Origin of the sequence: Streptomyces sp. NPDC055966, assembly GCF_042269865.1 — a bacterium.
In the GTDB taxonomy this organism is placed as follows: domain Bacteria; phylum Actinomycetota; class Actinomycetes; order Streptomycetales; family Streptomycetaceae; genus Streptomyces.
Map to the genome: position 1 here is coordinate 517750 of NZ_JBHJYK010000001.1, position 26859 is coordinate 544608.

Sequence of the window (26859 nt, forward strand, 5' to 3'; positions counted from 1 at the left end):
CCCCATCGTTCTGCCGGGGCGCCCAGCGCGGGCTTAGCCTGGCATCAGCGTGAGGAGAACCAGGGATGAGCGCCGAACCGATCATGGAGCCGGTCATGACGCAGGTGGACCCCATCGATTTGTTGATCACGTTCGAAGAGGCGTCGCCGATGCCGATTCGGCCGGAATTCGTCGAGGGGTCGGTCATCATGCCGCCGCAGTCGGACTTCAAGCACAGCAATGGCGCTGTCAGGCTCGCTGTCCACTTCCACACCGCCGGAATCGACCTGGCGGGCATGGGCATGGGCTTCCGTGCCGCCCACAATGACGGCAGCACGATGGCCCTTGTCATCCCCGACTTCTACATCCTCCGCCGCGAGCCGACGGAACTCGACGAGTCGTACCGCAAAGCCAACAAGGGCTGGTACCCCATCGACATGCTCGCCCTCGTCGGCGAAGTCACCTCCACCAACCACGAGACCGACACCGGCCCCAAGCTCCGCACCCCCGCCGCCGCCGGCGTCCCCGTCTACGTCCTGATCAACCGCCACTCCCAAACGGCCCACTGCTACACCGACCCCATCCTCCCCGGCGACGACCCCACCGAGGCGTACTACGACACCGACACCAAGGTGAGCCTCGGCAAACCGCTCCCCCTCTCGGCGCCGTACCCCACCCTCGACACCACCCCCTTCCTCGACAACTGAGCCCCGGTCCCCGCCCCCGAGGTAACGACTCCGTCTCCTCGGGCCCGTTGTCTATTGACGCCCCCTTCGTCCTGGGCTTACGTTCCTCCCACCCGAATAGGAAACCTTCCTAACAATGATCTACGGCGACCGGCAACCGGTGATCGAGACTGGACGTCCGGCCAGGTCACTGGGAAGCTGGGCGGCTGGAGAGGCAGGTGTGGACCCCCATGGCAGGAACCGCCGGTACGCCGGGCACCCCGCGCGTCCTGCGCGCCATGAACGACCGCGCCGCCCTGGACCTCCTCCTGGAGCACGGACCGCTGTCCCGCACCCGGATCGGCAAGCTCACCGGCCTGTCCAAGCCCACCGCCTCCCAGCTGCTGGCCCGACTGGAGGCGGCCGGACTGGTCCGGGTGACCGGGACCAGCGAGGGGCGGCCGGGGCCCAGCGCCCAGCTGTACGCGGTCCGTCCCGGTGCCGCGTACGCCGCCGGCCTCGACGTCGCCCCGCACCGCATCCGCGCCGCCGTCGCCGACATCACCGGCCACACCGTGGGCGAGTACGAACTGCCCACCCCCGGACGGCATCCCGCCCAGCCCGTCGTCCAGCAGGTCACCGACGCGCTCGACGGGGCCGTGAAGGCGGCCGGGCTCGCCCGGTCCGACGTGCACCGGCTCGTCATCGGCACCCCCGGCGCCTTCGACCCGGGCACGGGCCGGCTGCGCTACGCCTCCCACCTGCCCGGCTGGCACTCCCCCACCCTGCTCGACGAACTCGCCGCCGCCCTGCCGATGCCGGTGGAGTACGAGAACGACGTCAACCTCGTCGCCCTCGCCGAACAGCGGCTCGGCGCCGCCAAGGGCCACGAGGACTTCGTGCTGCTGTGGAGCGAGGAGGGGCTCGGCGCCGCCCTCGTCCTCGGCGGCCGGCTGCACCGCGGCTGGACCGGCGGCGCCGGCGAGGTCGGCTTCCTGCCGGTGCCGGGCACCCCCCTGGTGCGCCAGGTGACCAAGGCCAACAGCGGCGGCTACCAGGAGCTGGCCGGCTCCCAGGCCGTACCGAAACTGGCCCGGGAACTCGGCATCGAGGACCTGCCGACGGGGCCGCACGCCGAGGTCGCCGCCACGCTCGTCGCCCGCGCCGCCGATCACGCCACCGGCCCCTACCGCGAGCTGCTCCAGACCTACGCGACCCGGCTGGCCATCGGTCTCGCCTCGCTCGTCTCCGTCCTCGACCCCGAACTCGTCGTCCTCAGCGGCCCCGCCCTCGCGGCCGGCGGCGAGGTGCTGCGCGCCCTCGTCCAGGCCGAGCTGGAGGAGCTGGCGGCGGCCCGGCCCCGGCTGCTCGTCGGCGACGTCCGCGAACACCCCGTACTGCGCGGCGCGTTGGAGTCCGCGCTCGTCACCACCCGCGACGAGGTCTTCGACACCTCGCGCTGAGCCCCACCTCGGAAGAACACCCCTTTTCCCGTCCCCCTGGGAGACCTCGCCATGCCCGAAGTCATACCCTGCGCCGCCCGAAAGGCGGCCTTTGCCGCCATTGCCTCCCTGGCCCTGCTCACCACCGCCTGTACGGGCCAGTCCGGTTCGGGCGCCACGGACGACGCCTCGAAGGACACGACGATCAACTTCTGGCACGCCTGGAGCGCGCCGAACGAGGTCAAGGCGGTCCGCACCCTCATCGCCGGATTCGAGAAGGCGCACCCCAACATCCATGTGAACGTCGTCGGCAACGTGACCGACGACAAGATCAACCAGGCGCTGCGCTCGGGCGGCGACAAGGCCCCCGACGTCATCTCCTCCTTCACCACCAACAACGTGGGCAAGTTCTGCTCCTCGGGCGCGCTGGTCGACCTGAACCCCTTCTTCAAGAAGTCGGGCATCGACCCCGCCGCGACCTTCCCGAAGACGATGAACGAGTACACCCAGTTCGACGGCGACCGCTGCACGGTGCCGCTGCTCGGTGACGCGTACGGGCTCTACTACAACAAGACGGAGTTCAAGAAGGCGGGCATCACCAGCCCGCCGAAGACCTGGTCCGAGTTCGAGGCCGACGCGAAGAAGCTGACGATCCCGGACGGGGACTCGTACAAACAGCTTGGCTTCATGCCGGACTACCACGGCTGGGAGACCACCACCGAGCACTACTTCGCACAGTTCTCGCCGACGTACTTCGGCACGGACGGAAAGTCGGACATCGCCAAGGACCCGGCCTTCGAGCAGGGGTTCGGCCTGCAGAAGCGGCTCGTGGACGAACTCGGCGGGTTCCAGAAGCTGGAGAAGTACCGCTCGACGCTCGGTGACGAGTGGGGCGCCAAGCACCCCTTCCACACCGGCCAGGTCGCCATGCAGCTCGACGGCGAGTGGCGGCTCGGGATGGCGCTCGCCGCCCAGCCGAACCTGGACATCGGCGTGGCTCCGCTGCCCGTCCCCGACGACCGGGCGGCGCAGTACGGCAAGGGCTACATCACCGGCACCATCACGGGCATCGCCGCCGCCAGCCGCAAGCAGAACGCGGCCTGGGAATTCGTCAAGTACATCAGCACGGACACCGACGCGGTGGTCGGCTTCTCCAACGACCTGCACAACGTGCCCTCCACGCTCGCCGCGCTGAAGTCCCCGAAGCTGACGTACGACCCCCGCTTCAAGACGTTCCTCGACATCGCCGCCGACCCGGACTCGACCACCACGCCCGCCTCGGTCAACGGCGGCCAGTACCTGGTGACGATCCAGCAGTTCGGCTACGACTACGAGAGCGGCAAGGTCACCGATCTGAAGGCCGGCCTGAAGAAGACGGCCGCGCAGATCGACACGGACATCGCGCAGGCGAAGTAGGCGACGCGGCCCATGAGTACGGTCACTCTCGCGGCCAAGCGCCGCCGCTCGGCGCTGAGGACGCTCGCCTTCATGTCGCCCTGGCTGATCGGCTTCGCGGTCTTCTTCGCGTACCCGCTGATCTCGACGGTCTACTTCTCCTTCATGCACTACGACGGCTTCCGGCCGCCGACCTGGAGCGGGGGCAAGAACTGGACCTACGTCTTCGAGCACTACCCCCTCTTCTGGCCCGCCCTGCGCAACACCCTGTGGCTGGTCCTCGTGGTGGTGACCCTCCGGGTGGCCTTCGGGCTCGGCGTCGGCCTGCTCATCACGAAGATCAAGACCGGTACGGGGATCTTCCGCACCCTCTTCTACCTGCCCTACCTGGCCCCGCCGGTCGCCGCGACCATGGCGTTCGCGTTCCTGCTCAACCCGGGTACGGGCCCGGTCAACTCGATCCTGGAGAAGGCGGGCGTCCCGGCGCCGGGCTGGTTCAACGACCCCGCCTGGTCCAAGCCCGCCCTGGCCCTGCTCGCGCTGTGGGGCGTCGGCGACCTCATGGTCATCTTCATGGCCGCCCTGCTCGACGTGCCGACGGAGCAGTACGAGGCGGCCGAGCTGGACGGCGCGTCGGCGTGGCAGCGCTTCCGGTACGTGACGCTGCCGAACATCTCGCCGATCATCATGTTCGCCGTCGTCACAGGCGTCATCCAGACGATGCAGTACTACACCCAGCCCCTGATCGCCGGAAAGGTCGCCTCGGGCGTGATCCAGGGCGCCGGCACCCAGTTCGAGCCCGGCTACCCCGACAAGTCCACGCTCACCCTCCCCCAGCTCGTCTACAACCTCGGCTTCCAGCGCTTCGACTACGGCTCCGCGTGTGTCGTCGCCCTCGTCCTCTTCGCCCTGTCGATGGTGTTCACCGCGTTCCTGATGCGGCGCCGGGGCGGTCTCATCCAGGCAGGTGACTGACCATGGCCCAAGTACTGGACAAGCCGGTGGAGTTGACGGCGCCCGCCACGGCCGCCGCGCGCAGCGCCCGGCGCCGGGCGCTGCTGGAGTGGGTCGCGGTGCACTCCCTCGGTGTCGCCGCCGCGCTGTTCTTCACGCTGCCCTTCGTCTTCGTGTTCCTCACCTCGCTGATGAGCGACAGCCAGGCCCTCGGCCGGGACCTGGTCCCGCACACCTGGGAGTGGGGCAACTACCGGCAGGTCTTCGACACGCCGGGCTTCCTGACCTGGTGGAAGAACACGCTGGTCTACGCAGGTCTGGGCACCGTGCTGACCGTGGTGTCGTCGATCCCGGTGGCGTACGCGCTCGCCAAGTTCCGCTTCCGGGGCCGCAGCCTGTCACTCATGCTGGTGATCTCGATGATGATGCTGCCCCCGCAGGTGGTCATCATCCCGATGTACCTCTTCTGGGCGAAGCAGCTGGACCTGTCCGGCACACTGTGGCCGCTGATCATCCCGATGGCGTTCGGCGACGCGTTCTCGATCTTCCTGCTGCGCCAGTTCCTGATGACGATCCCGAACGAGTACGTGGACGCGGCGAAGGTGGACGGCTGCGGGGACCTCCGGACGCTCGTGAAAGTCGTCCTGCCGATGGCGAAGCCGGGCATCGCGGCCGTCGCCCTCTTCCAGTTCTTCTACGCCTGGAACGACTACTTCGGCCCGCAGATCTACGCGTCCGAGAACCCCGGCGCCTGGACGCTGTCCTACGGCCTGGAGTCGTTCAAGGGCGCCCACCACACCGACTGGAACCTCACCATGGCCGCGACCGTGCTGGTCATGGCCCCCGTGATCCTCGTGTTCTTCTTCGCCCAGAAGGCGTTCGTCGAGGGCGTCACGCTCACCGGAGTGAAGGGTTAACCCGGATATGAAACTCACCGTGGTCGGCGGCGGCTCGACCTACACCCCCGAACTCATCGACGGCTTCGCCCGCCTGCGGGACACCCTGCCCGTCGAGGAGCTGGTCCTCGTCGACCCGGCGGCGGAGCGGCTGGAGCTGGTCGGCGGGCTGGCCCGCCGGATCTTCGCCAAGCAGGGGCACGACGGGCGGATCGTCACGACCTCCGATCTGGACGCGGGCGTCGACGGCGCCGACGCCGTGCTGCTCCAGCTGCGCGTCGGCGGCCAGGCGGCCCGCGCGCAGGACGAGACCTGGCCGCTGGAGTGCGGCTGCGTCGGCCAGGAGACCACCGGCGCGGGCGGGCTGGCCAAGGCGCTGCGCACGGTCCCGGTGGTGCTGGACATCGCCGAACGGGTCCGCCGCGCCAACCCCCGCGCGTGGATCATCGACTTCACCAACCCGGTCGGCATCGTCACCCGCGCCCTGCTCCAGGCCGGGCACCGGGCGGTCGGACTGTGCAACGTGGCGATCGGCTTCCAGCGCACGTTCGCGAGCCTGCTGGGCGTCGCCCCGGCCGACGTCCACCTCGGCCACGTGGGCCTCAACCACCTCACCTGGGAGACGGCCGTCCGGCTCGGCGGCCCGGAGGGCGAGAACGTCCTGCCCAAGCTGCTGGCCGAGCACGGCGAGGCGATCTCCGACGACGTCCGCCTGCCCCGCCCGCTCCTGGACCGCCTCGGCGTGGTCCCGTCCTACTACCTGCGCTACTACTACGCCCACGACGAGGTCGTCGGCGAACTGCGCACGAAGCCGTCGCGGGCCTCCGAAGTGGCCGCGATGGAGCGGGAGTTGCTGACGATGTACGGCGACCCGGCCCTGGACGAGAAGCCCGCGCTGCTCGCCAGGCGGGGCGGCGCCTTCTACTCGGAGGCGGCCGTGGACCTCGCGGCGGCGCTGCTCGGCGGGGGAGGCAGCCCGTACCAGGTGGTGAACACCCTCAACAAGGGCACGCTGCCGTTCCTGCCGGACGACGCCGTGATCGAGGTCCAGGCGGCGGTCGGCCCGCACGGCCCGGCCCCGCTGCCGGTGCCGGACCTGGACCCGCTCTTCGCCGGTCTGGTCGCGAACGTGACGGCGTACGAGGAGCTGGCCCTTCAGGCGGCGCTGCGCGGCGGCCGCGACCGGGTCTTCCGGGCGCTGCTCGCCCACCCGCTGATCGGCCAGTACCCGTATGCGGAGACCCTCACCGACCAGCTGATCGCACACAACCGGGAGCACCTCGCGTGGGCCTGACCGCAACCGAGACCCCGACCGTCCTCGCCGTCGACGCGGGCAACAGCAAGACCGACGTGGCCGTGGTCACCGCCGCCGGGGAGGTCCTCGCCACCGCCCGGGGCCGCGGCTTCCGGCCGCCCGTGGTGGGCGTGCCGGCCGCGCTGGACGCGCTGGCCGACCCGGTCGGGCTGGCCTTCGCCGAGGCGGGCGTGAGCTCCGTCGCGCATGTCTCGGCGTGCCTCGCCAACGCCGATCTCCCGGTGGAGGAGGCGCAGTTGGCGGCCGCGCTGCGGGCGCGCGGATGGGGGGCGACGGTGGAGGTCCGCAACGACACCTTCGCGATCCTGCGGGCGGGCGTGGCCGAGCCCCGGGGCGTCGCGGTGGTGTGCGGCGCCGGCATCAACTGCGTCGGCATGCGCCCCGACGGCCGTACCGCCCGCTTCCCGGCCATCGGCCGGATCTCCGGCGACTGGGGCGGGGGGTGGGCCCTGGCCGAGGAGGCCCTGTGGCACGCGGCCCGCGCGGAGGACGGCCGGGGCGGGGCGACGGCCCTGGCCCGCACGCTCCCCGCCCACTTCGGCCTGCCGACGATGTACGCGCTCATCGAGGCCCTGCACCTGGACCGGCTCGACGACGACCGCCGGCACGAGCTGACCCCGGTGCTGTTCGCGACGGCCGCCGAGGGCGACCCGGTGGCCCGCGCGATCGTCACCCGGCTCGCCGAGGAGGTGACGGTGCTGGCGACCGTGGCCCTGACCCGTCTGGACCTCCTCGGCGAGCAGACCCCGGTGCTGCTCGGCGGCGGCGTCCTCAGGGCCGGTCACGCCCTGCTGGACGACGGCATCCGGGACCTGCTGTCCGCCCGCGCCCCCAAGGCCGACGTCCGGGTCGTGACCGCGAGCCCGGTCCTGGGCGCGGCCCTGCTGGGACTGGACCGGCTGGGGGCGGACGCGCGGGCCCAGGAAAGGGCACGGACGTACTGGGAGTCGTGACCGGCTCCACCCGGCGGAACCTCCACCCGACGGAACCGAACAGCTGCACAGGGCGTGTTCATAGTGGGCGCACTCCTCTGTTCATGTGGGGCACACTGCGATCCAATCAAGATCCAGTGAAGGCCGGTGCGGATGCCGGTGCGTGCCGCGATACTGGGCGGCGACGAAGGACCCTGGGGGAGGTCGAGTGACACACCCGCCGAGAAGCAGCACGGCGCCGCCACCGGTGGGCCCCGGCATGCCCGCCGCCGCCCCGGGCGTTCCCCCGCAGCCCGGCCGGCCCGCGCCCGGCTCGCCCGCCACGCCCGCCCGGCGCACCGCCTTCGCCGAGGGCGTCGACCGGGTGCGGGCCGCGGCCACCACCGAGCCGGGCCGGCTGCGGATCATCGGGGCCGTACTGGCGCTGCTGGTCGTGGCGTTCGGGGCGAGCGCCGCCTGGCAGGCCGACGCGCGCTCGGCCGCCGCCGACGACGTGCTGCACCGCAGCCAGCCGCTCAGCTCGGGCGCGGCCGACATCTACCGGTCGCTCGCCGACGCCAACACCGCCGCCTCCAGCGGGTTCCTGGCGGGCGGCCAGGAGACGCCGCAGTCCCGCACGCGGTACGAGAACGACATCAGCACGGCCGCGAAGGGCCTGGTGACGGCCGCCGCGAACGCCGAGCCCGGCTCGGCCTCCGAGGCCACGATCGCCAGGCTGAACGGTCTCCTGCCCGAGTACAAGGGGCTCGTGGAGCGGGCCCGGACCTACAACCGGCAGGGCTATCCGGTCGGCGGCGCGTACCTGCGCTACGCCAACGAGAAGATGCAGCAGGAGATGCTCCCGGCGGCGGAGGACCTCTACACCACGGAGAACGCCCGGCTGGACGCCGACTACGGCGACGCGACGCCGTACCCCTGGCTCGCGATCGGGCTCGGCGTGCTCGCCCTGGCCGGGCTCGGCTGGGCCCAGCACCGCACCTACCGGCGCACCAACCGCGTCCTCAACCACGGCCTGGTCGCGGCCTCCGCCGCCACCACCGTCGCCCTGCTGTGGCTGGTCGTCGGGCACACCGTGGCCCGCGCCGAGCTGAACGGCTCCTACGACCACGGGATCCGCTCGCTGACCGTGCTGCACGACGCCCGGATCGCCTCCCTGAAGGCGCGCGGCAACGAGAACCTGAGCCTGGTGGCGCGCGGCGCCGAGACCCTCACGGTGAACGGACAGCAGTACGACGCCTACTACTACGACTTCGACAAGGACATGGCCGCCCTCGGCAAGGGCCTGACCCGGGCGGCGCAGCTCGCCGACGACCGGGGCGGCAGCGCCCCGGTGCAGACGGCCGAGAGCAACATGGCGGTGTGGAAGCAGCGCCACGGCACGGTCCGCGACGACGACGAGAACGGCAACTACCAGCAGGCGCTGGACAAGGTCATCGGTGCCAAGGGCACCACCGGCGAGTGCTTCGACGGCGTCGACACCTCGCTCGCCCGGGCCATCGACCACGAGCAGGGCGAGTTCCAGCGGGCCGCCACCGACGGCCGGGGCGCCCTGGCACCGCTGCCGGCGGGCGCGGCCGTCCTCGCGCTGATCGGCGCGGCCGGTGCGGTGGCCGGCATCGGGCGCAGACTCTCGGAGTACCGGTGACAGGGGGCGGGACGATGTACGCGAGCCGTGTACGGGCCGCCCTGCGGGGCTGGGGCGGGGTCGGCGCGATGGCGGTGCTGTGCGCGCTGGCGCTGGGCTTCGTCCTGCTGCTGCCGTGCACCCAGCGGGCGCCGCGGCAGACACAGCACGCCGGACCGTCCGTGGCCCACGGCATCCAGGCCGACGCCGGGTCGTGCCAGGACTCCGGGGCGCAGGACCAGACCCTGTCGCCGTCCGGCGCGGACGGGCCGACGATCGACGCGATCAAGGCCCGTACCGGCGAGCGGCGCAAGCTGATCGTCGGCGTCGACCAGAACAGCTACCGCTGGGGCTACCGCAATCCGAACACCGAGGGCGCGGAGCTGGAGGGCTTCGACATCGACCTGGTGCACCGGATCGCGCAGGACATCCTCGGCGACCCGGACGCCGTGCAGTTCAAGGCGATCCCGACCAACCAGCGGATCTCCGCGATCCAGGACGGACGGGTCGACATGGTCGTGCGCACCATGACGATCACGTGCGAGCGGCTGGGACAGGTCGCGTTCTCCGCGCCCTACTTCAAGACCGGCCAGCAGGTCCTCGCGCCCAAGTCGTCGTCCGTCACCGGCTACAACTCCTCCCTGGCCCACAAGAAGGTGTGCACGGCGTCGGGTTCGACGGCGTACACCAAGCTGTCCGACGACCGGAAGTCCGGCGTCCTGCCCGCCTCCACCGACATCTCCACCACGGTCCCCAACCAGCTGGACTGCCTGGTCCGGCTGCAACTGGGCGAGGTGGACGCGGTGGTGACCGACGGCGCCCTCGCCGCCAGCCAGGCCGCACAGGACCCGACCGTGGAACTCAAGGGCGCGCCGTTCACGACCGAGTACTACGGAGTGGCGATGAAGAAGGACGCGGCCGATCTGGTGCGCCGGGTCAACCGCGTGCTCGTGGACTACCGCGCGAACGGCTGGCAGAACTCGTACGACACCTGGCTGTCGGCGACACTGGGTAAGGACTCGACGGCGTCGACACCGCCCGCACCGCGCTACCTGCGCACCAGTTGACCCTGTTCGACCCCCCTACCCGACTTGGACCCCACAGCAGCGAGAGGTGATCGATGGGCGTCACGGACCCCGCCGGGCCGGTGATGGACCGGGACGAGGTGGACCGTGCGCTGGCGCGGCTCGGCCAGGAGCACGAGGCGATCGAGACCTCGCTGCTGGCCCTGCAGGACCACGCGGGCCGCAGACTCCTGGAGGGCGCCGAGCTGACCGGTGTCACGAAGGAGCGCTGGCAGGGCGCCGAGGACCGGATCACCCGGCTGTGGACGTACTTCGACGCCTACGCGGCCGCGCTGCGTTCCGCCCACGACATCCGCGCCCGGCGCCGCTGGTCCAGCCGGGAGGACCTGGCCGAGCTGACCGAACTGCTCCGCGGCGAGGGCGTGACGGTCGCCGGGGAGAGCACGCTGAGCGAGTCCTTCTCGCTGGCCGCCCTGGTCGACCGGATGAACGAGCTGTACGCGACGAGCCTGGACCTGGTCGTCGCCGCTGACGCGGTGTGGTCGGCGCTGCCCGCCCGGATCGATTTACTCGCCGCCGAGCTCCGGCGCACCCGCGAGCTGGCGCACTCCGTGGGCGTGCGCCCCGGCGAGCATCCTGCGGGCGACGACCTGGAGCGGATCACCCGCATACTGACGAAGCTGCGCGAGGACGTCGTCTCCGACCCGCTCGCGTTCTGGGTGCCGGCCGAGGGCAGTTCGGCGCCCGGCGGCGGCCGTCCGGACACCACGGTGTACGACCGTGAGGCGCGCGCCCTGGAGGACGTGCGCCGGGAGATCGACGCCGTGCTGACGGTCCGGCAGGACGCCGAGCAGCGGCTGATCCGGCTGCGGGACGTGCTCTCGCGCGCCGACCGCACGCTCGCCGAGGCCCGCACGGCGCGCGGCGAGGTGCTGGCGAAGATCGCGGCGACCGAGGTGCCGGTGGTCAGCGGCCCGCCGACGGTGCTCCAGGAGCAGCTGGCGGCGGCCGCCGAGTACCGCAGGCAGGCGCAGTGGCACCGGCTCTCCCCGCTGCTGGAGTCGCTGGAGGAGAAGGCAGAGGACGAACTGCTGCGCGCCCGCGAGTCGTTGACGGCGGTCACCGCGCCGCTCGCGGTCCGCGCCGAGCTGCGCGGCCGCCTCGACGCCTACAAGGCGAAGGTGGCCCGGCACGGGCTGGCCGAGGACCCGTTCCTCGTCGAGCGGTACGACGCGGCCCGCCGGATGCTGTGGAGCGCGCCCTGCGACCTGCGGGTCGCCGAACAGGCCGTGCTGCGCTACCAGCGGCTGGCCGCCGATCTGCTGGGCGGGCCGGGGGCGCCGCGGGACCGTAAGGGGGAGCAGTCATGAGTCAGCCGGGGCAGAGCTGTCAGCGGCCGGGCTGCGAGGGGTCGTACGACGACGTCGGCGGCGGCGAGCTGTACTGCGACACGTGCGGGCTCGCGCCGGTCGTCTCCGCGAGCGGCATGGTCGGCTCGACGCCCACCGGTGTCACCAAGGGCGCGGTGGAGAGCGGCAGTTCGCGCTCGTCGTCCCAGTCGTCGAAGTCTCGCCGCTCCGTGTCCGGGCGGCTGTCGCGGTCCTCGTCGGGCCGCTCCACCGGCCGCTCGGTGTCGGTGCGCAGCTCCGGTTCCTCGTCGGGCACACCGACGCGCGGGCGCCTCGGCGCCGGACTGGTCAGCGTGCCGCAGGTGCCGCGCCCCGACCCGCGCGCGATGGTGCTGGACAACCCGGAGGTGCCCGAGCGCAAGCGGTTCTGCTCGCGCGCGGACTGCGGGGTGCCGGTCGGGCGGGCCCGGGGCGATCGGCCGGGCCGCACGGAAGGTTTCTGCACCAAGTGCGGGCACCCGTACTCCTTCGTGCCGAAGCTGAAGGCCGGGGACGTGGTGCACGGCCAGTACGAGGTCGCGGGCTGTCTCGCGCACGGCGGCCTCGGCTGGATCTACCTCGCCGTGGACCGGGCGGTGTCCGACCGCTGGGTGGTGCTCAAGGGCCTGCTGGACACCGGCGACCAGGACGCGATGGCGGCGGCGATCTCCGAGCGGCGCTTCCTCGCGGAGATCGAGCACGCCAACATCGTGCGGATCTACAACTTCGTCGAGCACCTCGACCAGCGCACCGGCTCCCTCGACGGCTACATCGTCATGGAGTACGTCGGCGGCAAGTCCCTGAAGGAGATCGCCAACGCCCGCCGCACCCCGCAGGGCCGCCGCGACCCCCTGCCGGTGGAACAGGCCTGCGCCTACGGCATCGAGGCCCTCGAAGCCCTCGGCCATCTGCACAGCCGCCACCTCCTGTACTGCGACTTCAAGGTCGACAACGCCATCCAGTCCGAGGACCAGCTCAAGCTGATCGACATGGGCGCGGTGCGCAGGATGGACGACGAGGAGTCGGCCATCTACGGCACGGTCGGCTACCAGGCGCCGGAGGTCGCCGAGGCCGGCCCGTCGGTCGCCTCCGACCTCTACACGGTCGGTCGCACCCTCGCCGTGCTCACCTTCGACTTCCAGGGCTACACGAACGTCTACGTCGACTCCCTGCCCGACCCGGAGACCATCGACGTCTTCCGCCGCTACGAGTCCTTCTACCGGCTCCTGGTCCGCGCCACCGACCCGGACCCGGCCCGCCGCTTCGGCTCCGCCCAGGAGATGGCCGAGCAGCTGACCGGGGTGCTGCGCGAGGTCGTCTCCCTCCAGACGGGCCAGGCACGGCCCGCGCTGTCGACCCTGTTCGGGCCCGAAGTGAAGGTCACCGACCGGGAGTTGTTCCCCCGGCTGGACGCGGACGTGTCCCGGCTGGGTGCGCGGCAGCCGCGCAAGGCCGCGCCGGCCGTCCCCGCGCTGCCCCCGGCCTCGCTGGTGAAGCCCGTCGACACGCCCGCCGGCGCGCTCGCGCTGCCGGTGCCGCTGGTCGATCCCGGCGACCCGAACGCCGGTTTCCTGGCGGGCCTCATGACCTCCGCGCCCGCCGAACTGCTCGGCGCCCTCGACACGGCGCCGACGCAGACCGTGGAGACCCGGCTGCGCCGGATCCGCGCGCTGCTGGAGAGCGGCGAGCGGCACAGCGCGCTGACGAGCCTCGCCACGCTGGACGAGGAGCGGCCGGACGACTGGCGGGTGGTCTGGTACCGGGGGCTGGCCGCGCTGGTCACCGGCGACTTCGAGGGCGCCGCGCTCGCCTTCGACGCGATCTACGACGCCTTCCCCGGCGAGGCCGCGCCCAAGCTGGCGCTCGGCCTGTGCGCGGAGGTGCTGGGCCAGCTGGACAACGCGGCCGAGTACTACCGGCTGGTGTGGGCGACCGACCCGAGCTTCGTCAGCGCCGCCTTCGGGCTCGCCCGGGTGCGGCTCGCGGCCGGGGACCGGCACGGCGCCGTGCGGACCCTGGAGTCGGTGCCGGAGTCCTCCATCCACTTCACGGCCGCCCGGGTCGCCGCCGTCCGGGCCCGTCTCAGACACCGCTCGGCGGGCGCGGGCGACGTACCGTTCCTGGACGACCTGACCGCCGCCGCCGGGCAGGTCGAGGCGCTCGACGCGTACGGGCTGGATCCGGCGCGGCGCGAGCAATTGGCGGCGGAAGTCCTCGGCTCGGCGCTGGACTGGATACTCTCCGGAGGCCAGGGCACCGCGCCGGCCGCCGGCGGGCGGGTGCTGCTGGGCAGCGGTCTGGACGAGCGGGGCCTCCGCTTCGGCCTGGAGCGCGCCTACCGCACGCTGGCCCGGCTGGCGCCCGGCGGCGAGGAGAGGATCGAACTGGTGGAACGGGCCAACCGTTACCGCCCCCGGACGTGGGTGTAGTTGATGTCGCAGATGCCCCAGCAGGCCGCACTGTCGAAGTGCCCGAGCTGCGCGGAGCCCGTGGAGCCGGGTGACCACTTCTGCGGAGCGTGCGGGTACGACCTCTCCGTCGTACCGGCGCCGCCGCAGGACCAGCCGACGCTGACCATGACCGGCGCCGCCGAGGACGACAGAGGCGCGGGGGACGGCGGTGACGGCGTGGCCTGGCCCGCCCCCGAGCCGGCGGGCTCCGGCGCCCCGGACGCGGTGCATCTGCCGAGTGACCTGCCGGGCACGGACTCCGGTGACACGCCCCTGCACGAGCACGGCGGCGAGGAGGCGCGGCCCGGTTCCGGGGTGCGCTTCGACCGGCCCGCCGAACCCGAGGAGTACCCGTTGCAGGCGCCCGACCCGCGCGTGGCCGCCGAGGCCGCCGCGGAGGAGGAGCCGGAGCCCGCACAGGTGTGCGTGGCCTGCCGGGCGGGCCGGGTGGACAACGACGGCTACTGCGAGAACTGCGGGCACGCCCAGCCCCGCGAACGCGACCACGTGGAGCGGGAGTCGGGCCCGATCGCCGCCGTCAGTGACCGCGGCCTGCGCCACCACCGCAACGAGGACGCCTTCTCCGTCGGCCGCACCGCGCTGCCCGACGGCACCCCGGCCGGCGTCGCGATCGTCTGCGACGGCGTCTCCTCGGCCACCCGGCCCGACGACGCCTCGCTGGCCGCCGCCGAGACGGCCGGGGACCTGCTGCTGGCCGCCCTGCCGCGCGGCACGCACCCGCAGGCGGCCATGCACGAGGCGATCGTCGCGGCCGCACAGGCCGTCGACGCGCTCGCCGAGGAGCCGGCCACGGCCCGCGAGCACGCCCCGCACCAGAACGCGCCGGCCTGCACGATCGTCGGCGCGGTGGTCACCCCCGGGCTGCTGGTGGTCGGCTGGGTCGGCGACAGCCGCGCCTACTGGGTGCCGGACGACCGCAGCGCGCCCCCGGCCCGGCTCACCGAGGACGACTCCTGGGCCGCGCAGATGGTCGCCGCGGGACTGATGAGCGAGGCCGAGGCGTACGCCGACGAGCGCGCCCACGCGATCACCGGATGGCTCGGCGCGGACGCCTACGAGCTGGAGCCGCACACCGCGTCCTTCAAGCCGGACCGGCCCGGTGTCGTCATCGTGTGCACCGACGGCCTGTGGAACTACGCCGAGACGGCCGGGGAGATGGCCGAGGCCGTGCCCGCGGACGCGGCCGAACGCCCGCTGCACAGCGCCCGGGTGCTGGTCGGCCACGCCCTGGACGGCGGGGGCCACGACAACGTAACAGTGGCCGTCGTGCCGTTCCCGGCACCGGCCCAGGGGGCAGGATCGGCCTGAGGCCACGGGCCTGGGGCCACGGGCCGGAGGGGACCGGCCCGTTCACAGCCATCGCCCTGCGTCAGCAGGGCGTTCAAGGGGGATTTGAGTACGTATGGCCAATTTCTCGAAGTCGAACGTGCCGCAGTTCTCCATGGACGTCTACCAGAACGAGTACCTGCCGGAGGGCGGCCGCGAGGTCAACGCGATCGTCACCGTGACCTCGACCGGCGGCGGCACGGTCGGCAGCGCCGCGGCAGCGGCGTACCCGCAGGGCCGCGGCCCGTCCGCCGCCGTGGCGCTCATGGTCGACTGCTCCGGCTCCATGGACTATCCGCCGACCAAGATGCGGGGCGCCCGCGACGCCACGGCCGCCGCGATCGACACCCTGCGCGACGGCACGCACTTCGCGGTGATCGGCGGCACGCATGTCGCACAGGAGGTCTATCCGGGCGGCGGGCGGCTCGCGGTGGCCGACCACGCCACCCGCGAGCAGGCCAAGCAGGCGCTGCGCAGGCTGAGCGCGGGCGGCGGTACGGCGATCGGCAGCTGGCTGCGGCTGGCCGACCGGCTGCTGAACTCGGCGGACGTCACCATCCGGCACGGCATCCTGCTCACCGACGGCCGCAACGAACACGAGTCTCCCGAGGACCTGCGGGCGACCCTGGAGGCCTGTGCGGGGCGGTTCACCTGTGACGCGCGGGGCGTGGGCACCGACTGGGAAGTGAAAGAAGTCACAGGGATCGCCTCCGCGCTCCTCGGCGGCGCCGACATCGTCGCCGATCCGGCGCATCTGGCCGCCGACTTCACGCGGATGATGGAGACGGCGATGGGCAAGGAGGTCGCCGACGTCTGTCTGCGGGTGTGGACGCCGGTCGGCACGACCATCCGGTTCGTCAAGCAAGTCGCGCCCTCCGTCGAGGACTTGACCGCCCGCCGCACCGAGGCGGGGCCGCGCGCCGGGGACTATCCGACCGGGTCCTGGGGCGACGAGTCCCGCGACTACCACCTGTGTGTGGAGGTCCCGGCGGCCGGCCTCGGCCAGGAGATGCTCGCCGCCCGGGTCTCGCTGGTCGTGCCACAAGGGGACAGTTCGGTACAGAACCTCGGGGCACAGGGCCTCGTGCGGGCGGTGTGGACCGACGACATGACGGCCTCCACCTCGATCAACCCCCAAGTCGCCCACTACACCGGACAGGCCGAACTGGCGCACGTCATCCAGAAGGGTCTCGATCTCCGCAAAGCGGGCGATTTCGATGGCGCAACGGCCAAACTGGGGCGTGCCGTTCAGCTCGCCAGCATCTCCGGAAACGCGGATACTGCGAAACTGCTTGCGAAGGTGGTGGACGTGGTCGACGCCGCGACAGGTACTGTGCGGTTGAAGACGAGGGTGGCCGAGGCCGACGAGATGACTCTGGAAACCCGGTCCACAAAGACTGTTCGTGTAAAGAAGTAGCCCTGGAAACGTAGGAGAAGGGGAAGCGCCGACATGCCGACCTGCCCGAACGGACACCAGTCGGGTTCCGACGACTGGTGCGAGGTCTGCGGTCACCGCATGGCCGGTGCCGTACCTCCGCCCCCGCCGCCCCCGCCCGCCGGCGGTTACGGCTTCCCGCCGCAGGGCGGCCCGGCCGGCGGCCGGCCACCGGCCGCGGCGGCCCCGGAGCCCGAGCTGTGCCCGCAGTGCCGTACGCCCCGCGAGGGCGGCGCGCCGTTCTGCGAGGAGTGCCGGTGGAACTTCCTCACCAACACGGCCACCTCGTACACCCCGGCCGCCCCGCGCCCGCCCCAGCCCCGCTTCGACCCGCCGAGCGCGACGTACGGCGGCGGCGACGGGTACGAGTACCAGGGCTCGCGGCCCTCGCAGGTGAACCGGCCCGCCGAGCCGATCCCGTCGTTCGGCAGCGAGCCGTCGGGACCGACGCCGTTCGGCGGTGAGCGCACACCGCCCGGCCCGCCGACGACTCCCGGCCCGCCCGCGTTCGGCGGCGCACAGCTTCCGGGCCAGAGCCAGGGGCCGGGCCAAGGCCAGGGTCCGGCCGGCCCCGGCGGTCCGGCCGGTCCTCCCGGGTTCGGTGCCGGTCCCGGTCAGGTGCCGGGCCAGCGTCCCGGCGGACAAGGCGGCCCGGGTGGTCCGTCCGGCCCGTCCGGCTTCGGTGCCGGCCCGGGTCAGGGCCCGGGTGGTCCCGGAGGCCCCGGTGGTCCCGGCGGTCCCACGGGTGTGCCGTCGTTCGGCGGTGCTCCCTCCGTTCCCGGTGCCCCCACTCCTCCCGGCGGCCCCTCGGGCTTCGGCGCCGACCCCTCGCGTCCGGTGCCCCCGCCGCCCGGTCCGACCCCGCCCGCCGGTCCCGGCGGCGCCCCGCAGGCGTTCCAGCAGTCCGGTCCGCCCGCCCCGCCCGCGTTCCCGGGCGAGACCGCCCGGCCCCCGGCCGGCGGCCCGCCCGGCGGCGGCCCCTCCTTCGGCGGCGGTGAGGACGACTGGGTGCTCTCCCCGCCGTCGTCCGCCGGTCCGGCCGGACCGGGACACGGTTCGGCTCCCGGCGGCCCCCAGGGCGGCCCCGGCGGCGGTTACGGCTACCCGCAGCCCGGTTCCCAGCCGCCCGCGCCCGGCGCCGGCTTCCCGCCGGCCGCCGGTCCGGCGACCTGGACGGCGACCATCGGTCCGGACCGCGAGTACTTCATGGCGATGATGCAGCGCTCGGGCCCCGAGGCCGCGGGGCTCAACCTGCCCGCGTACTCGCCCGAGCAGCAGCGCACGCTCAGCGGCAACCAGGTCACCATCGGCCGGCGCCGGCACTCCACCGGCGACACCCCCGACATCGACCTCGCGGTGCCCCCGGAGGACCCGGGCGTCTCGCACCAGCACGCGGTGCTGGTGCAGCAGCCGGACGGCACCTGGGCGGTCGTCGACCAGAACTCGACGAACGGCACCACGGTCAACCTCTCCGAGGAGCCGATCCAGCCGTTCGTGCCGGTCCCGTTGCAGGACGGCGACCGGGTGCACGTGGGCGCCTGGACGACGATCACCGTCCGCCGCGGCTGAGCCGGGCACGGCCGGGGCCGTGTCACGGCAGGGGCCAGCCGTACGGCCCCCGCGGGTCGTCCAGCCACGCCCAGGCGCGCTCGGCACCGACCGTGACGCCGTAGCGCTCGCGCCCCGGCCCGCCCTCGCGCTCCCACAGCGCGCAGGCCTCCCGCGGCTCCAGCACGCACCGGGTCAGGGCGAGCAGGAAGCGGAACGTGTCCTGCTCGCGGACCCGGCCCGGCAGCCCGGCGAGCGACGGCCCCCGCGACTGCGCCCGCCGCCCGCCGCGCAGCGGTACGAAGGAGACGGCCGGCGGCAGGAAACGGCCCTCGGCGTGGGCGCGGTCCCGGACCGTGAGGGTCAGCAGCCCGGTGGCCAGCGGGGTCAGGACGCGGGCGCCGGGGCGGCACTGGGCGAGCCAGGCGCGCGGGACCGTGGGCAGCGCGCAGGTGGCGATGATCCGGTCGAAGGGGGCGCGTTCGGGCACGCCGCGCGCGCCGTCGCCGGTGGCCACGAACGGACGGTGCCCGGCCGCCGTCAGATGCCGGCGGGCCGATTCGGCGATCTCCGGTTCCAGGTCGATCGTGGTGACGAGGTCGTCGTCGCCGAGCCGGTGGGCCAGCAGGGCCGCGTTGTAGCCGGTGCCGGCGCCCACTTCCAGCACCCGGTTCCCGTCCGCGACGCGCAGCGCGGCCAGCATCCGGGCCATCAGGGAGGGCCGGCTGCTGGAGGAGACCAGTTCGCCGTCGCGCAGCCGGGTGGCGAGCGGGGCGTCCGCGTAGGCGCCGCGCAGCCACTCCTCGCGGGCCCGCGGGTCGGGGCTCTCGCCCCAGCGGCGCCGGTGACCGCCGCGTCCGGCGACGTAGTAGTACGGCACGAACAGATGCCGGGGCACGGCGGCGAACGCCTCCCGCCACACCGGGTCCTCGGCGAAGGCCCCGTCGGCGTCGATCTCCCGCACCAGCGCGGCCCGCGCGGCGGCGGCCGGAGCGGCGGTCTCGGTGTCGTACGCGCCCATGCGACCACAGTAGGTGCGCAGCGCCCCGGAGGTCCTAAGCCTTGAGTCCTGGGTCACCGGGTCTGAGACGATGTACGGGTGAATGAGATTCGGCGCGGCACGCTTCAGGAGCAGACCTTCTACGAGCAGGTCGGCGGGGAGGAGACCTTCCGTCGGCTCGTCCACCGTTTCTACGCGGGAGTCGCCGAGGACCCGCAGCTCCGGGCGATGTACCCGGAGGAGGACCTGGGCCCCGCCGAGGAGCGCCTCACGCTGTTCCTGATGCAGTACTGGGGCGGCCCCACGACGTACAGCGCGAACCGCGGCCACCCCCGGCTGCGCATGCGGCACGCGCCGTTCCAGGTGGACCGCGCGGCACACGACGCGTGGCTGCGGCACATGCGGGTGGCCGTCGACGAGCTCGGGCTGCCCGAGGAGCACGAGCGGACGCTGTGGAACTACCTGACGTACGCCGCCCAGTCGATGGTCAACACCCCGGACTGAGCGCGCTGGTTCCGTGGGTTCAGCGGACGCTGACGCCGAGCGGGCCGAGCCCGGCCCTGCGGACGGCGACGGAGCCGTACGGCGTACGCAGCCGCAGCCACGCCCCGGACGAGAACAGCCCGGTGTCGGCGGCCTCGGTGCCCGGCCGCAGGAAGCCCAGGGACTGGGCGGCGTGCACGGCCCGCACCGGGAGGCCGGCCGGGCCGATCTCCCGGGACCAGATGTCCCGCCCGATCCGGTCCAGCTCCGCGCGGGTACGCCCCTCGGGCCCCAACTCCTCGGTACGGGACCGGAATTCGCTGACCGCGGCGGCGACGGTCGCCCGCAGCGCGTCCGGGACGGGCAGCCCCGGCTCGGGCCGCCAGCCGCCGCGCGGCGGCAGCACCCCGGCCCACGGCGGACCGGTGACCGCGGCCGGTACGGCGGCGGTGGCCGCGCGCTCGTCCACGGACTCCAGCAGCTCACCGGCGGAGACGGTCACGTCGAGGGTGACCTCCAGCCCGTCCTCGTACGGCTTCGCCAGCCGCACCGCGCGCACGGCCAGCACCTCGAAGGACGGGGGGCGGCCGAAGACGGCGAGCGCCGTGCCGGCCGCCTGGAGGCGCACCGCGGCTCCACGGTCGTAGTGGAGCAGCCGGGAGAGGAAGGCGGCGAGGTCCGCCGCCTCCGTCTCGTCGGCGAGGTGCAGCACGTTCATGCCGCGACGGCCTCCCCGCCGTCACCTGTCTCGTCCGTGTCGTCCGTGTACTGCTTCAGGAACTCGCGCTCCTGCGGGGTGATCCGGCGCGGAGCCTGGTTCTCGAAGTCGAACGGGACGATCACGGTCGAGGCCTGGACGTAGACCGCGTCCGCGTCCTTCACCTCGTAGGCGACGGTGAAGGACGCGGCCCGGATGTGCGTGACCCACAGCTCGATGTCCACCGGCGTGGGCCGGTGGACGAGCTGGCGGCGGTAGTCGATCTCATGGCGTGCCACCACCGACCCGTCCTTCGACTCGGCGCCCCGGCGGGACATGAAGTCGATGCGGGCCTCCTCCAGGTAGCGGAGGAAGACCGCGTTGTTGACATGGCCGTAGGCGTCCATGTCCGACCAGCGCAGCGGGCAGCGGTAGATGTGCCGCAAGATCGATCAGCCCCGGGTCAGCTTCTTGTAGGTGGCACGGTGCGGACGCGCGGCGTCCGGGCCGAGCCGCTCGACCTTGTTCTTCTCGTACGACTCGAAGTTGCCCTCGAACCAGAACCACTTGGACTCGCCCTCGTAGGCGAGGATGTGCGTGGCGACCCGGTCGAGGAACCACCGGTCGTGGGAGACGACCACGGCGCAGCCGGGGAACTCCAGCAGCGCGTTCTCCAGGGAGGACAGGGTCTCCACGTCGAGGTCGTTGGTGGGCTCGTCGAGGAGCAGCAGGTTGCCGCCCTGCTTCAGGGTCAGCGCCAGGTTGAGCCGGTTGCGCTCACCGCCGGAGAGGACACCGGTCGGCTTCTGCTGGTCCGGGCCCTTGAACCCGAAGGCCGACACATACGCGCGGCTCGGCATCTCGACCTGGCCGACGTTGATGTAGTCGAGTCCGTCGGACACGACCTCCCACAGCGTCTTCTTGGGGTCGAGGTTCTCGCGGCTCTGGTCGACGTACGAGATCTTGACGGTCTCGCCGACCTTGATGTCGCCGGAGTCCGGGGTCTCCAGGCCCTGGATCATCTTGAACAGCGTGGTCTTGCCGGCGCCGTTCGGGCCGATCACACCGACGATGCCGTTGCGCGGCAGCGTGAAGGAGAGCCCGTCGACGAGCACCTTCTCCCCGAAGGCCTTGTTGAGCTTGTCGACCTCGACCACGATGTTGCCGAGCCGCGGGCCCGGCGGGATCTGGATCTCCTCGAAGTCCAGCTTCCGCATCTTGTCGGCCTCGGCAGCCATCTCCTCGTAGCGCGCGAGACGGGCCTTGGACTTGGCCTGCCGCCCCTTGGCGTTCGACCGCACCCAGTCCAGCTCTTCCTTGAGCCGCTTCTGGCGCTTGGCGTCCTTCTGGCCCTCGACCTTGAGGCGGGTGGCCTTGGTCTCCAGGTACTTGGAGTAGTTGCCCTCGTAGCCGTGCAGGCGGCCGCGGTCGACCTCGCAGATCCAGCCCGCGACGTTGTCGAGGAAGTACCGGTCGTGGGTGACGGCCACGACGGTGCCGTCGTACTTGGCGAGGTGCTGCTCCAGCCAGTTCACGGACTCGGCGTCGAGGTGGTTGGTGGGCTCGTCGAGGAGCAGCAGGTCGGGCTGCTCCAGCAGCAGCTTGCAGAGCGCGACGCGGCGCTTCTCACCACCGGAGAGGTTGGTGACGGGCCAGTCGCCCGGGGGGCACCCGAGGGCGTCCATGGCCTGCTCCAGCTGGGCGTCGAGGTCCCAGGCATTGGCGTGGTCGAGCTCCTCCTGGAGCTTGCCCATCTCGTCCATGAGGGCGTCGGTGTACTCGACCGCCATCTGCTCGGCGATCTCGTTGAACCGGTCGAGCTTGCCCTTGATCTCGGCGACGCCGTCCTGGACGTTCTCCAGGACGGTCTTCGCCTCGTCGAGCGGGGGCTCCTGGAGCAGGATGCCGACGCTGTAGCCCGGCGTCAGGAAGGCGTCGCCGTTGGAGGGCTGCTCCAGCCCTGCCATGATCTTCAGCACGGTCGACTTACCGGCACCGTTCGGACCGACGACGCCGATCTTCGCCCCCGGCAGGAAGTTCAGGGTGACATCGTCGAGGATCACCTTGTCGCCGTGCGCCTTACGCGCCTTGCGCATGGTGTAAATGAACTCAGCCAAGAGAAACCGTCCGGCAGCTTGAAATCTGGCAGTGGGCAGATACACCCCATCTTGCCTGACTGCCAGCCCTGGGTGTTAACCCGTTTGGTCCGGGGGCTCTGACCTGGCGTTTCTGCGGTGACGACGGTAGCTCGTCTGTCACTGTCGGTCGCTGTCGAGTACCCTCGGGCACCCTCGCACGGCCCAGGGACGGCCCGGGAAGTCGGGTCCCCCTCGCTGTTCCGGGGCTACCGTGCCGCTGTGACAGGCACGGCGGAGCGCCCCATCCTCTTCCTCGACGTCGACGGTCCGCTGATCCCGTTCGGGGCGTCGTACGACTCCTCGGCATCGGTCGACCAGGGGAACCCGCTGCTTGATCGGCTCGATCCCAGGATCGGACCGCGTCTGCTGGCCTTGGGCTGTCGTCTCGCTTGGGCCACGACGTGGATGGAGGAAGCGAACGAAGTCGTCGCCCCGCGCCTCGGACTGCCGAAGCTGCCTGTGGTGGAGTGGCCGGATGCAGGCGCCGACGAGGGACCGCGCGGCCTGCACTGGAAGACTCGCCCCTTGGTCGAGTGGGCGGACGGTCGACCGTTCATCTGGGTCGACGACGAGATCAGCGCCGTGGATCGCGTCTGGGTCGCTGCTCAGCACCCTGGGGCGTCGCTGCTTCACCGCGTCGACCCGGCCAAAGGCCTCGTAGAAGCCGACTTCTCCGCGCTCGCAGATTGGCTCGCTGGCGAGGGCGCCGACTAACGGTTGATCGGGATCTCGTACACGATCTCGCAGTGAGCAGCGGGCACCACGATGTCCGCCGTCTCGACGGGCCGGCCCTGATCGCTGTAGTACGTCCGCCGGATGTGCGTGACGAGCGCGGCCTTCTGGATGCCGAGTATCGACGCCTCCTCGGCGGTCGCGTGCCTCGGCTCGGGCTGCTCGACGGCATGGCTGACGGTGACGCCGATCGCGGCCATGCGGTTCACGACGCCCGCCCCGGCGTGCGGCCCTCCCTCGGGGAGGACGACGAGAGTGCCGGCGGTGAGGTCGTACGGCTCCCAGCTCGTGGACAGCTGCACGGGCCTGCCGTCGGCCAGGAACTCGTACGTCGTCCGGACGCACAGGCTGCCTTCGGTGATGCCGAGCCGCGCCGCGATGTCCGCAGGCGCCGGGACCTTGGCATCGGTCCGGCTCTCCCAATCACCTTGCCTGCCCACGGCCTTCATATCCGCGCGGAACGGTGATCCACTCGGCTGCTCCCGGGCCGACGACCGGACGACCCGGACTCGCTGCCGGGGCTCGGCGACATACGTTCCCGATCCCGCCCGCCCCTCCAGCACACCCTGGGAGATCAGCAGCTCCTGCGCGCGACGGACGACGTTCTCGCCCACGCTGCACTCCTGGCCGATCTGGGCACGGGAGGGCAGACGGTCCCCCGGCTCCCATACGTGTTCCGCGATCCGCCGCCTGAGTTCGTCGGCGATACGGAGATAGGGCGGCTGCTCAGGCATATGGAAAATCTAGTCCACTAGCTCTAATCTAGTTAACTAGCTTCACTGAAAGTGATTCGTCGGTGACGGAGGCTGCCCTGTGCCCGCTTCGGGAGTTAGCGCGGCGGCCATCGCTGCCCGGCTGTCCGCCGTCGGGCTCGTCGTGCGAGTGGAGGAGCACGACCGGTACGCATCGGTCGAAGCGGAAGTGCCGGACTCGCTCTCCGCCGATTTATGGCGGGAGGTTCTGGAAGCGGTGGCGGAAGCCGATCGGTTCGGTCTCGTCGCCACCAGCCTGAACGGCCGCACCCTCTGGGCGGTCGTACGCAAAGCGGTCCCCACGACGGGCGATGTCGGGGGACCTGCCATCAGCGATAGGAGCTGAGTAGCGTGCTCAACCGTATCCGCCGTGCCGTCTCGCTCACCAGAGCGCGGTACTTTCCCAGGGGCAGGCACCGCCGCCCCTTAACGCCCTTCAGGTCGCCGGCCGCACCCGCCCTCCGTGCGTCCGCTGACGCGTCGACGGTCGTCCTGGGCCGGGCCTCCGACACCGCGAACCACCGACACCCGCTCAGAGGTGAGGAAAACGCGCTCGTCCGCCCGTACGTGCTGGCTCGGGAGGAACGAGTACGTCCGCGCCCGGTGGTCGTCGCTTCCCACCTGCCGGCTGAAGTCTGGTCGGCCCTGGCGGGGGTCCACTGATGCCTTCCCGCCAACAGCCCCGCGTCGAGGGTGCCTCGGCTGCCTCCTACCGATCGACCGCGTGCCGGATCGGTACACACCCCGCTTGCGCGGAGTCCTCCCCCGCCCCGGCACCGGTCGACCTGCCGGTTGTCTACGAGACATGCGACTGCCCATGTCACTCGACATACGACCAGTCCACGCCCGGGGAGGTGCAGCGGTGAACGCTCCCGTTCCCGGCGGCGAGCTGGTATCCAACGTGGAGGTCACCGCGACCACTGTTCAGCGCGGCGACATCATCCAGGTCGGCGGCCGGGCATGCCGCGTGGGCAACCTCTTCCAACTGTCCAACGGCGCCAAGCAACTCCTCTTCGAGTCGGGCGAGCTGCTGACCATACACACGCGAACCCGACTCGCCGCCGTACGGATGCTGAGAAGGCGGTGATCCGGGCCGTGTCTTCACGCCATCACGACATCGCCGAGGATCTTCGGCAGCAGATCACAACCGGTCGCATCAAGCCCGGCGAACGTCTCCCGTCCGAGGCCGGCCTCGCCGACCGCTACAAGGTCAGCACGGTGACGCTGCGGCGCGCCCTCGCAGTCCTCCAGGGCGAAGGCCTTGTCGAGAAGATCCACGGCAAGGGCAACTTTGTTCGCCGCCGACCACGCAAGATCGTGTACGTCGGCGGATGGGGGACGCTGGACCCCTGGACCGCTGCTGAAGCGGCCCTGCGTGTCACCGTGCGCACCACCACGGTTCCGGCAGACAGTCATCTGACGACGTTGCTCAAGGTGCCGACGGGAAGTCCACTCACTGAATTCTTCTGCGTCAGCCACGAGGAAGAGTCACCGCGCGGACTGGCCCGCATCTACATCCCGCGCGACCTGGTACCGGCTGGAGTGCTGGACGACGAACCCTCCTGGCAGGAGACCGCTCTACGACTTGCCGTTCTGGGCTCACCGTCGGCAACCGTCCGGGAAACGGTATGCGCCCGCCCACCAACGCAGGACGAAGCATCGGCCCTCCGGAGCGGCTCCTCCAAGGCAGTCCTCGCGATCACGCGCGTCGCGACCGACGCCGCCGGGCGAGTCATCGAGGCCGCCCTTCTGGCGTTCCCAGGGGATCGCGTTGACGCGGTCTTCACCACCCACCACGTGACCGACGAGAGGCAGATGCAGGGATGACGGCACCGAACGAACTACGACTCCTCCCGTGGTCGGGGCCGGAAGGCAAGCCCTGCTACCTGAACACCAACGACAGAGGCGGCTACATGTCCCGCCTGGCGGACAACATCGAAGCGGTACTACTAGGAACGGCAGCCGAGCTGCTGGAACACGCCTCGGGCGCCCTCGACGATCACGACCAGGGCCCGGAGGACCTGCGACGGTTGGCCAAGGAACTGACCGGGGCATTGCGAGACGTGCTCCGCGTCGCAACCAGCCGCGGTCACCTCCTGGCAGCGAGCGACCCTCATCGCCCCTGAAGGGGACGGCGCGTTTGACTGCCACAGCACGCTTAGTGCGGCCTGACTTGCCGGTCTACTGATCACCGGTCTCGCTGACAAAGCGGGACTGACAAAGCCCACGGCTCTGAGCTGCTCAGATGCCGTGGGCTTCTGTCGTTGTTGGTTAGCATCGGGTGACCTCGGACGGCCCAGAGACGGCCCAAGCTCCACGGTCGGCTGTCGCCAGCCTGGGGAAGATCTCCAGTGTCGACAGCAGCCAGCAGTACCCGCCGTTGCCTGGACTGGATGTCACATGAGCCGACCCATCGATGACTCTTGTCCCCTCAACCTGCAACGCACGGCTACGCATGGACTGCTCATAGGCTGCGGCTTCTCGATCGTGACGCCCGAACGGGGATATGTAGTAGATCTCGTACATCGCCGCCGCACTGACCAGAGAAGCTATGAGAACGATGGTCACCCGCTTCCGCATGGTCAGACGCTACAGACCACAGCCGCGACGCGGTGTACGCGGTGGCTTGATTCAGTTGGCGACCAAGCCGCGTTGTCCCCAA

General features: G+C 71.6%; 25 protein-coding genes. 20 read left to right on the top strand and 5 right to left on the bottom strand.

Going from position 1 to position 26859, the window contains the following annotated elements; translation table 11 throughout:
• Positions 1 to 65 precede the first annotated feature (65 nt).
• The 14 genes from ACFC8N_RS02410 (at position 66) to ACFC8N_RS02475 (ending at position 18416) form a co-directional block, all read left to right on the top strand.
• Entirely contained in the window at positions 66 to 686 is a 621-nt protein-coding gene (locus ACFC8N_RS02410; RefSeq protein WP_376285621.1) for a Uma2 family endonuclease, read from the top strand.
• Positions 687 to 895: 209 nt separating this feature from the next.
• Positions 896 to 2107, top strand: a complete 1212-nt coding sequence (locus ACFC8N_RS02415) for an ROK family transcriptional regulator (protein ID WP_356022896.1) — start codon at positions 896 to 898, stop codon at positions 2105 to 2107.
• A 51-nt stretch (positions 2108 to 2158) separates the two neighbouring features.
• Positions 2159 to 3502 (top strand): ABC transporter substrate-binding protein, encoded by a 1344-nt coding sequence (locus ACFC8N_RS02420; RefSeq protein ID WP_376285623.1) that lies wholly within the window; start codon positions 2159 to 2161, stop codon positions 3500 to 3502.
• A gap of 12 nt (positions 3503 to 3514) precedes the next feature.
• Positions 3515 to 4456 (top strand): sugar ABC transporter permease, encoded by a 942-nt coding sequence (locus tag ACFC8N_RS02425; protein ID WP_356022901.1) that lies wholly within the window; start codon positions 3515 to 3517, stop codon positions 4454 to 4456.
• 2 nt (positions 4457 to 4458) lie between these two features.
• Complete coding sequence (locus ACFC8N_RS02430; protein ID WP_362819607.1) at positions 4459 to 5352, top strand: carbohydrate ABC transporter permease; 894 nt, start codon at positions 4459 to 4461, stop codon at positions 5350 to 5352.
• Positions 5353 to 5359: 7 nt separating this feature from the next.
• A complete protein-coding gene (locus tag ACFC8N_RS02435; RefSeq protein WP_362819608.1) occupies positions 5360 to 6625 on the top strand; it encodes a 6-phospho-beta-glucosidase in 1266 nt (421 codons plus the stop codon).
• Positions 6616 to 7599, top strand: a complete 984-nt coding sequence (locus ACFC8N_RS02440; RefSeq protein WP_376285627.1) for an N-acetylglucosamine kinase — start codon at positions 6616 to 6618, stop codon at positions 7597 to 7599. The genes ACFC8N_RS02435 and ACFC8N_RS02440 overlap by 10 nt, the downstream gene beginning before the upstream one ends.
• A gap of 238 nt (positions 7600 to 7837) precedes the next feature.
• Positions 7838 to 9223, top strand: coding sequence for a hypothetical protein (locus tag ACFC8N_RS02445; protein ID WP_362819611.1), 1386 nt, complete (start codon positions 7838 to 7840; stop codon positions 9221 to 9223).
• 14 nt (positions 9224 to 9237) lie between these two features.
• Positions 9238 to 10269 carry a glutamate ABC transporter substrate-binding protein gene (locus ACFC8N_RS02450; protein ID WP_356022912.1) on the top strand — a complete coding sequence of 344 codons (1032 nt, stop codon included), beginning with the start codon at positions 9238 to 9240 and terminating at the stop codon, positions 10267 to 10269.
• 53 nt (positions 10270 to 10322) lie between these two features.
• Positions 10323 to 11597, top strand: coding sequence for a hypothetical protein (locus tag ACFC8N_RS02455; RefSeq protein WP_356022915.1), 1275 nt, complete (start codon positions 10323 to 10325; stop codon positions 11595 to 11597).
• Positions 11594 to 14044: a tetratricopeptide repeat protein gene (locus ACFC8N_RS02460; protein ID WP_356022916.1), complete on the top strand. Its 2451-nt coding sequence runs from the start codon at positions 11594 to 11596 to the stop codon at positions 14042 to 14044. The genes ACFC8N_RS02455 and ACFC8N_RS02460 overlap by 4 nt, the downstream gene beginning before the upstream one ends.
• A 3-nt stretch (positions 14045 to 14047) precedes the next feature.
• Entirely contained in the window at positions 14048 to 15394 is a 1347-nt protein-coding gene (locus ACFC8N_RS02465) for a PP2C family serine/threonine-protein phosphatase (protein ID WP_356022918.1), read from the top strand.
• A 94-nt stretch (positions 15395 to 15488) separates the two neighbouring features.
• A complete protein-coding gene (locus ACFC8N_RS02470) occupies positions 15489 to 16829 on the top strand; it encodes a VWA domain-containing protein (protein WP_356022921.1) in 1341 nt (446 codons plus the stop codon).
• A 33-nt stretch (positions 16830 to 16862) separates the two neighbouring features.
• A complete protein-coding gene (locus ACFC8N_RS02475) occupies positions 16863 to 18416 on the top strand; it encodes an FHA domain-containing protein (protein ID WP_376285634.1) in 1554 nt (517 codons plus the stop codon).
• 22 nt (positions 18417 to 18438) lie between these two features.
• Here the strand turns inward: ACFC8N_RS02475 and ACFC8N_RS02480 are convergent, their stop codons facing one another.
• The gene (locus ACFC8N_RS02480; RefSeq protein ID WP_356022924.1) at positions 18439 to 19416 is read right to left on the bottom strand and encodes a methyltransferase domain-containing protein; all 978 of its coding nucleotides are present in this window, start codon (positions 19414 to 19416) and stop codon (positions 18439 to 18441) included.
• A 78-nt stretch (positions 19417 to 19494) separates the two neighbouring features.
• On the opposite strand from ACFC8N_RS02480, the gene ACFC8N_RS02485 reads away from it, so the two are divergent.
• Positions 19495 to 19899 carry a globin gene (locus tag ACFC8N_RS02485; RefSeq protein WP_356022926.1) on the top strand — a complete coding sequence of 135 codons (405 nt, stop codon included), beginning with the start codon at positions 19495 to 19497 and terminating at the stop codon, positions 19897 to 19899.
• Between the two features lie 19 nt (positions 19900 to 19918).
• On the opposite strand, the gene ACFC8N_RS02490 is transcribed toward ACFC8N_RS02485, so the two are convergent.
• The 3 genes from ACFC8N_RS02490 to ettA are packed head-to-tail and all read right to left on the bottom strand — an operon-like array spanning position 19919 to position 22692.
• Positions 19919 to 20596: a hypothetical protein gene (locus ACFC8N_RS02490; protein WP_356022928.1), complete on the bottom strand. Its 678-nt coding sequence runs from the start codon at positions 20594 to 20596 to the stop codon at positions 19919 to 19921.
• The gene (locus ACFC8N_RS02495; RefSeq protein ID WP_356022930.1) at positions 20593 to 21021 is read right to left on the bottom strand and encodes a thioesterase family protein; all 429 of its coding nucleotides are present in this window, start codon (positions 21019 to 21021) and stop codon (positions 20593 to 20595) included. Before ACFC8N_RS02495 ends, ACFC8N_RS02490 begins: the two co-directional genes overlap by 4 nt.
• A 6-nt stretch (positions 21022 to 21027) precedes the next feature.
• Complete coding sequence (gene ettA, locus ACFC8N_RS02500; protein ID WP_356022932.1) at positions 21028 to 22692, bottom strand: energy-dependent translational throttle protein EttA; 1665 nt, start codon at positions 22690 to 22692, stop codon at positions 21028 to 21030.
• Positions 22693 to 22932: 240 nt separating this feature from the next.
• Here ettA and ACFC8N_RS02505 point away from each other — a divergent pair, with 240 nt between their 5' ends.
• Entirely contained in the window at positions 22933 to 23427 is a 495-nt protein-coding gene (locus ACFC8N_RS02505; RefSeq protein WP_376285640.1) for an HAD domain-containing protein, read from the top strand.
• Here the strand turns inward: ACFC8N_RS02505 and ACFC8N_RS02510 are convergent.
• A complete protein-coding gene (locus ACFC8N_RS02510; RefSeq protein WP_376285643.1) occupies positions 23424 to 24179 on the bottom strand; it encodes a GntR family transcriptional regulator in 756 nt (251 codons plus the stop codon). The two genes, ACFC8N_RS02505 and ACFC8N_RS02510, sit on opposite strands and share 4 nt — an antisense overlap.
• Before the next feature lie 79 nt (positions 24180 to 24258).
• Here ACFC8N_RS02510 and ACFC8N_RS02515 point away from each other — a divergent pair, with 79 nt between their 5' ends.
• The 4 genes from ACFC8N_RS02515 (at position 24259) to ACFC8N_RS02530 (ending at position 26323) form a co-directional block, all read left to right on the top strand.
• A complete protein-coding gene (locus ACFC8N_RS02515; RefSeq protein ID WP_362819620.1) occupies positions 24259 to 24543 on the top strand; it encodes a hypothetical protein in 285 nt (94 codons plus the stop codon).
• A 516-nt stretch (positions 24544 to 25059) separates the two neighbouring features.
• Complete coding sequence (locus ACFC8N_RS02520; protein WP_376285646.1) at positions 25060 to 25284, top strand: hypothetical protein; 225 nt, start codon at positions 25060 to 25062, stop codon at positions 25282 to 25284.
• An 8-nt stretch (positions 25285 to 25292) separates the two neighbouring features.
• The gene (locus ACFC8N_RS02525) at positions 25293 to 26024 is read left to right on the top strand and encodes a GntR family transcriptional regulator (RefSeq protein WP_376285649.1); all 732 of its coding nucleotides are present in this window, start codon (positions 25293 to 25295) and stop codon (positions 26022 to 26024) included.
• On the top strand, positions 26021 to 26323 hold the full coding sequence (locus ACFC8N_RS02530; protein WP_356022944.1) for a hypothetical protein: 303 nt from the start codon (positions 26021 to 26023) through the stop codon (positions 26321 to 26323). The genes ACFC8N_RS02525 and ACFC8N_RS02530 overlap by 4 nt, the downstream gene beginning before the upstream one ends.
• The last annotated feature ends 536 nt before the right edge of the window (positions 26324 to 26859 follow it).

Excerpts from the sequence above, each read along its gene's own strand:
- ACFC8N_RS02435 (WP_362819608.1), top strand. The coding sequence starts at position 5,360 with ATGAAACTCACCGTGGTCGGCGGCGGCTCGACCTACACCCCCGAACTC.
- ACFC8N_RS02445 (WP_362819611.1), top strand. The coding sequence starts at position 7,838 with ATGCCCGCCGCCGCCCCGGGCGTTCCCCCGCAGCCCGGCCGGCCCGCG.
- ACFC8N_RS02480 (WP_356022924.1), bottom strand. The coding sequence starts at position 19,416 with ATGGGCGCGTACGACACCGAGACCGCCGCTCCGGCCGCCGCCGCGCGG.
- ACFC8N_RS02475 (WP_376285634.1), top strand. The coding sequence starts at position 16,863 with ATGCCGACCTGCCCGAACGGACACCAGTCGGGTTCCGACGACTGGTGC.
- ACFC8N_RS02455 (WP_356022915.1), top strand. The coding sequence starts at position 10,323 with ATGGGCGTCACGGACCCCGCCGGGCCGGTGATGGACCGGGACGAGGTG.
- ACFC8N_RS02460 (WP_356022916.1), top strand. The coding sequence starts at position 11,594 with ATGAGTCAGCCGGGGCAGAGCTGTCAGCGGCCGGGCTGCGAGGGGTCG.
- ACFC8N_RS02530 (WP_356022944.1), top strand. The coding sequence starts at position 26,021 with ATGACGGCACCGAACGAACTACGACTCCTCCCGTGGTCGGGGCCGGAA.
- ACFC8N_RS02465 (WP_356022918.1), top strand. The coding sequence starts at position 14,048 with ATGTCGCAGATGCCCCAGCAGGCCGCACTGTCGAAGTGCCCGAGCTGC.
- ACFC8N_RS02420 (WP_376285623.1), top strand. The coding sequence starts at position 2,159 with ATGCCCGAAGTCATACCCTGCGCCGCCCGAAAGGCGGCCTTTGCCGCC.
- ACFC8N_RS02510 (WP_376285643.1), bottom strand. The coding sequence starts at position 24,179 with ATGCCTGAGCAGCCGCCCTATCTCCGTATCGCCGACGAACTCAGGCGG.
- ACFC8N_RS02470 (WP_356022921.1), top strand. The coding sequence starts at position 15,489 with ATGGCCAATTTCTCGAAGTCGAACGTGCCGCAGTTCTCCATGGACGTC.
- ACFC8N_RS02410 (WP_376285621.1), top strand. The coding sequence starts at position 66 with ATGAGCGCCGAACCGATCATGGAGCCGGTCATGACGCAGGTGGACCCC.
- ACFC8N_RS02490 (WP_356022928.1), bottom strand. The coding sequence starts at position 20,596 with ATGAACGTGCTGCACCTCGCCGACGAGACGGAGGCGGCGGACCTCGCC.
- ACFC8N_RS02415 (WP_356022896.1), top strand. The coding sequence starts at position 896 with ATGGCAGGAACCGCCGGTACGCCGGGCACCCCGCGCGTCCTGCGCGCC.
- ACFC8N_RS02430 (WP_362819607.1), top strand. The coding sequence starts at position 4,459 with ATGGCCCAAGTACTGGACAAGCCGGTGGAGTTGACGGCGCCCGCCACG.
- ACFC8N_RS02425 (WP_356022901.1), top strand. The coding sequence starts at position 3,515 with ATGAGTACGGTCACTCTCGCGGCCAAGCGCCGCCGCTCGGCGCTGAGG.
- ACFC8N_RS02450 (WP_356022912.1), top strand. The coding sequence starts at position 9,238 with ATGTACGCGAGCCGTGTACGGGCCGCCCTGCGGGGCTGGGGCGGGGTC.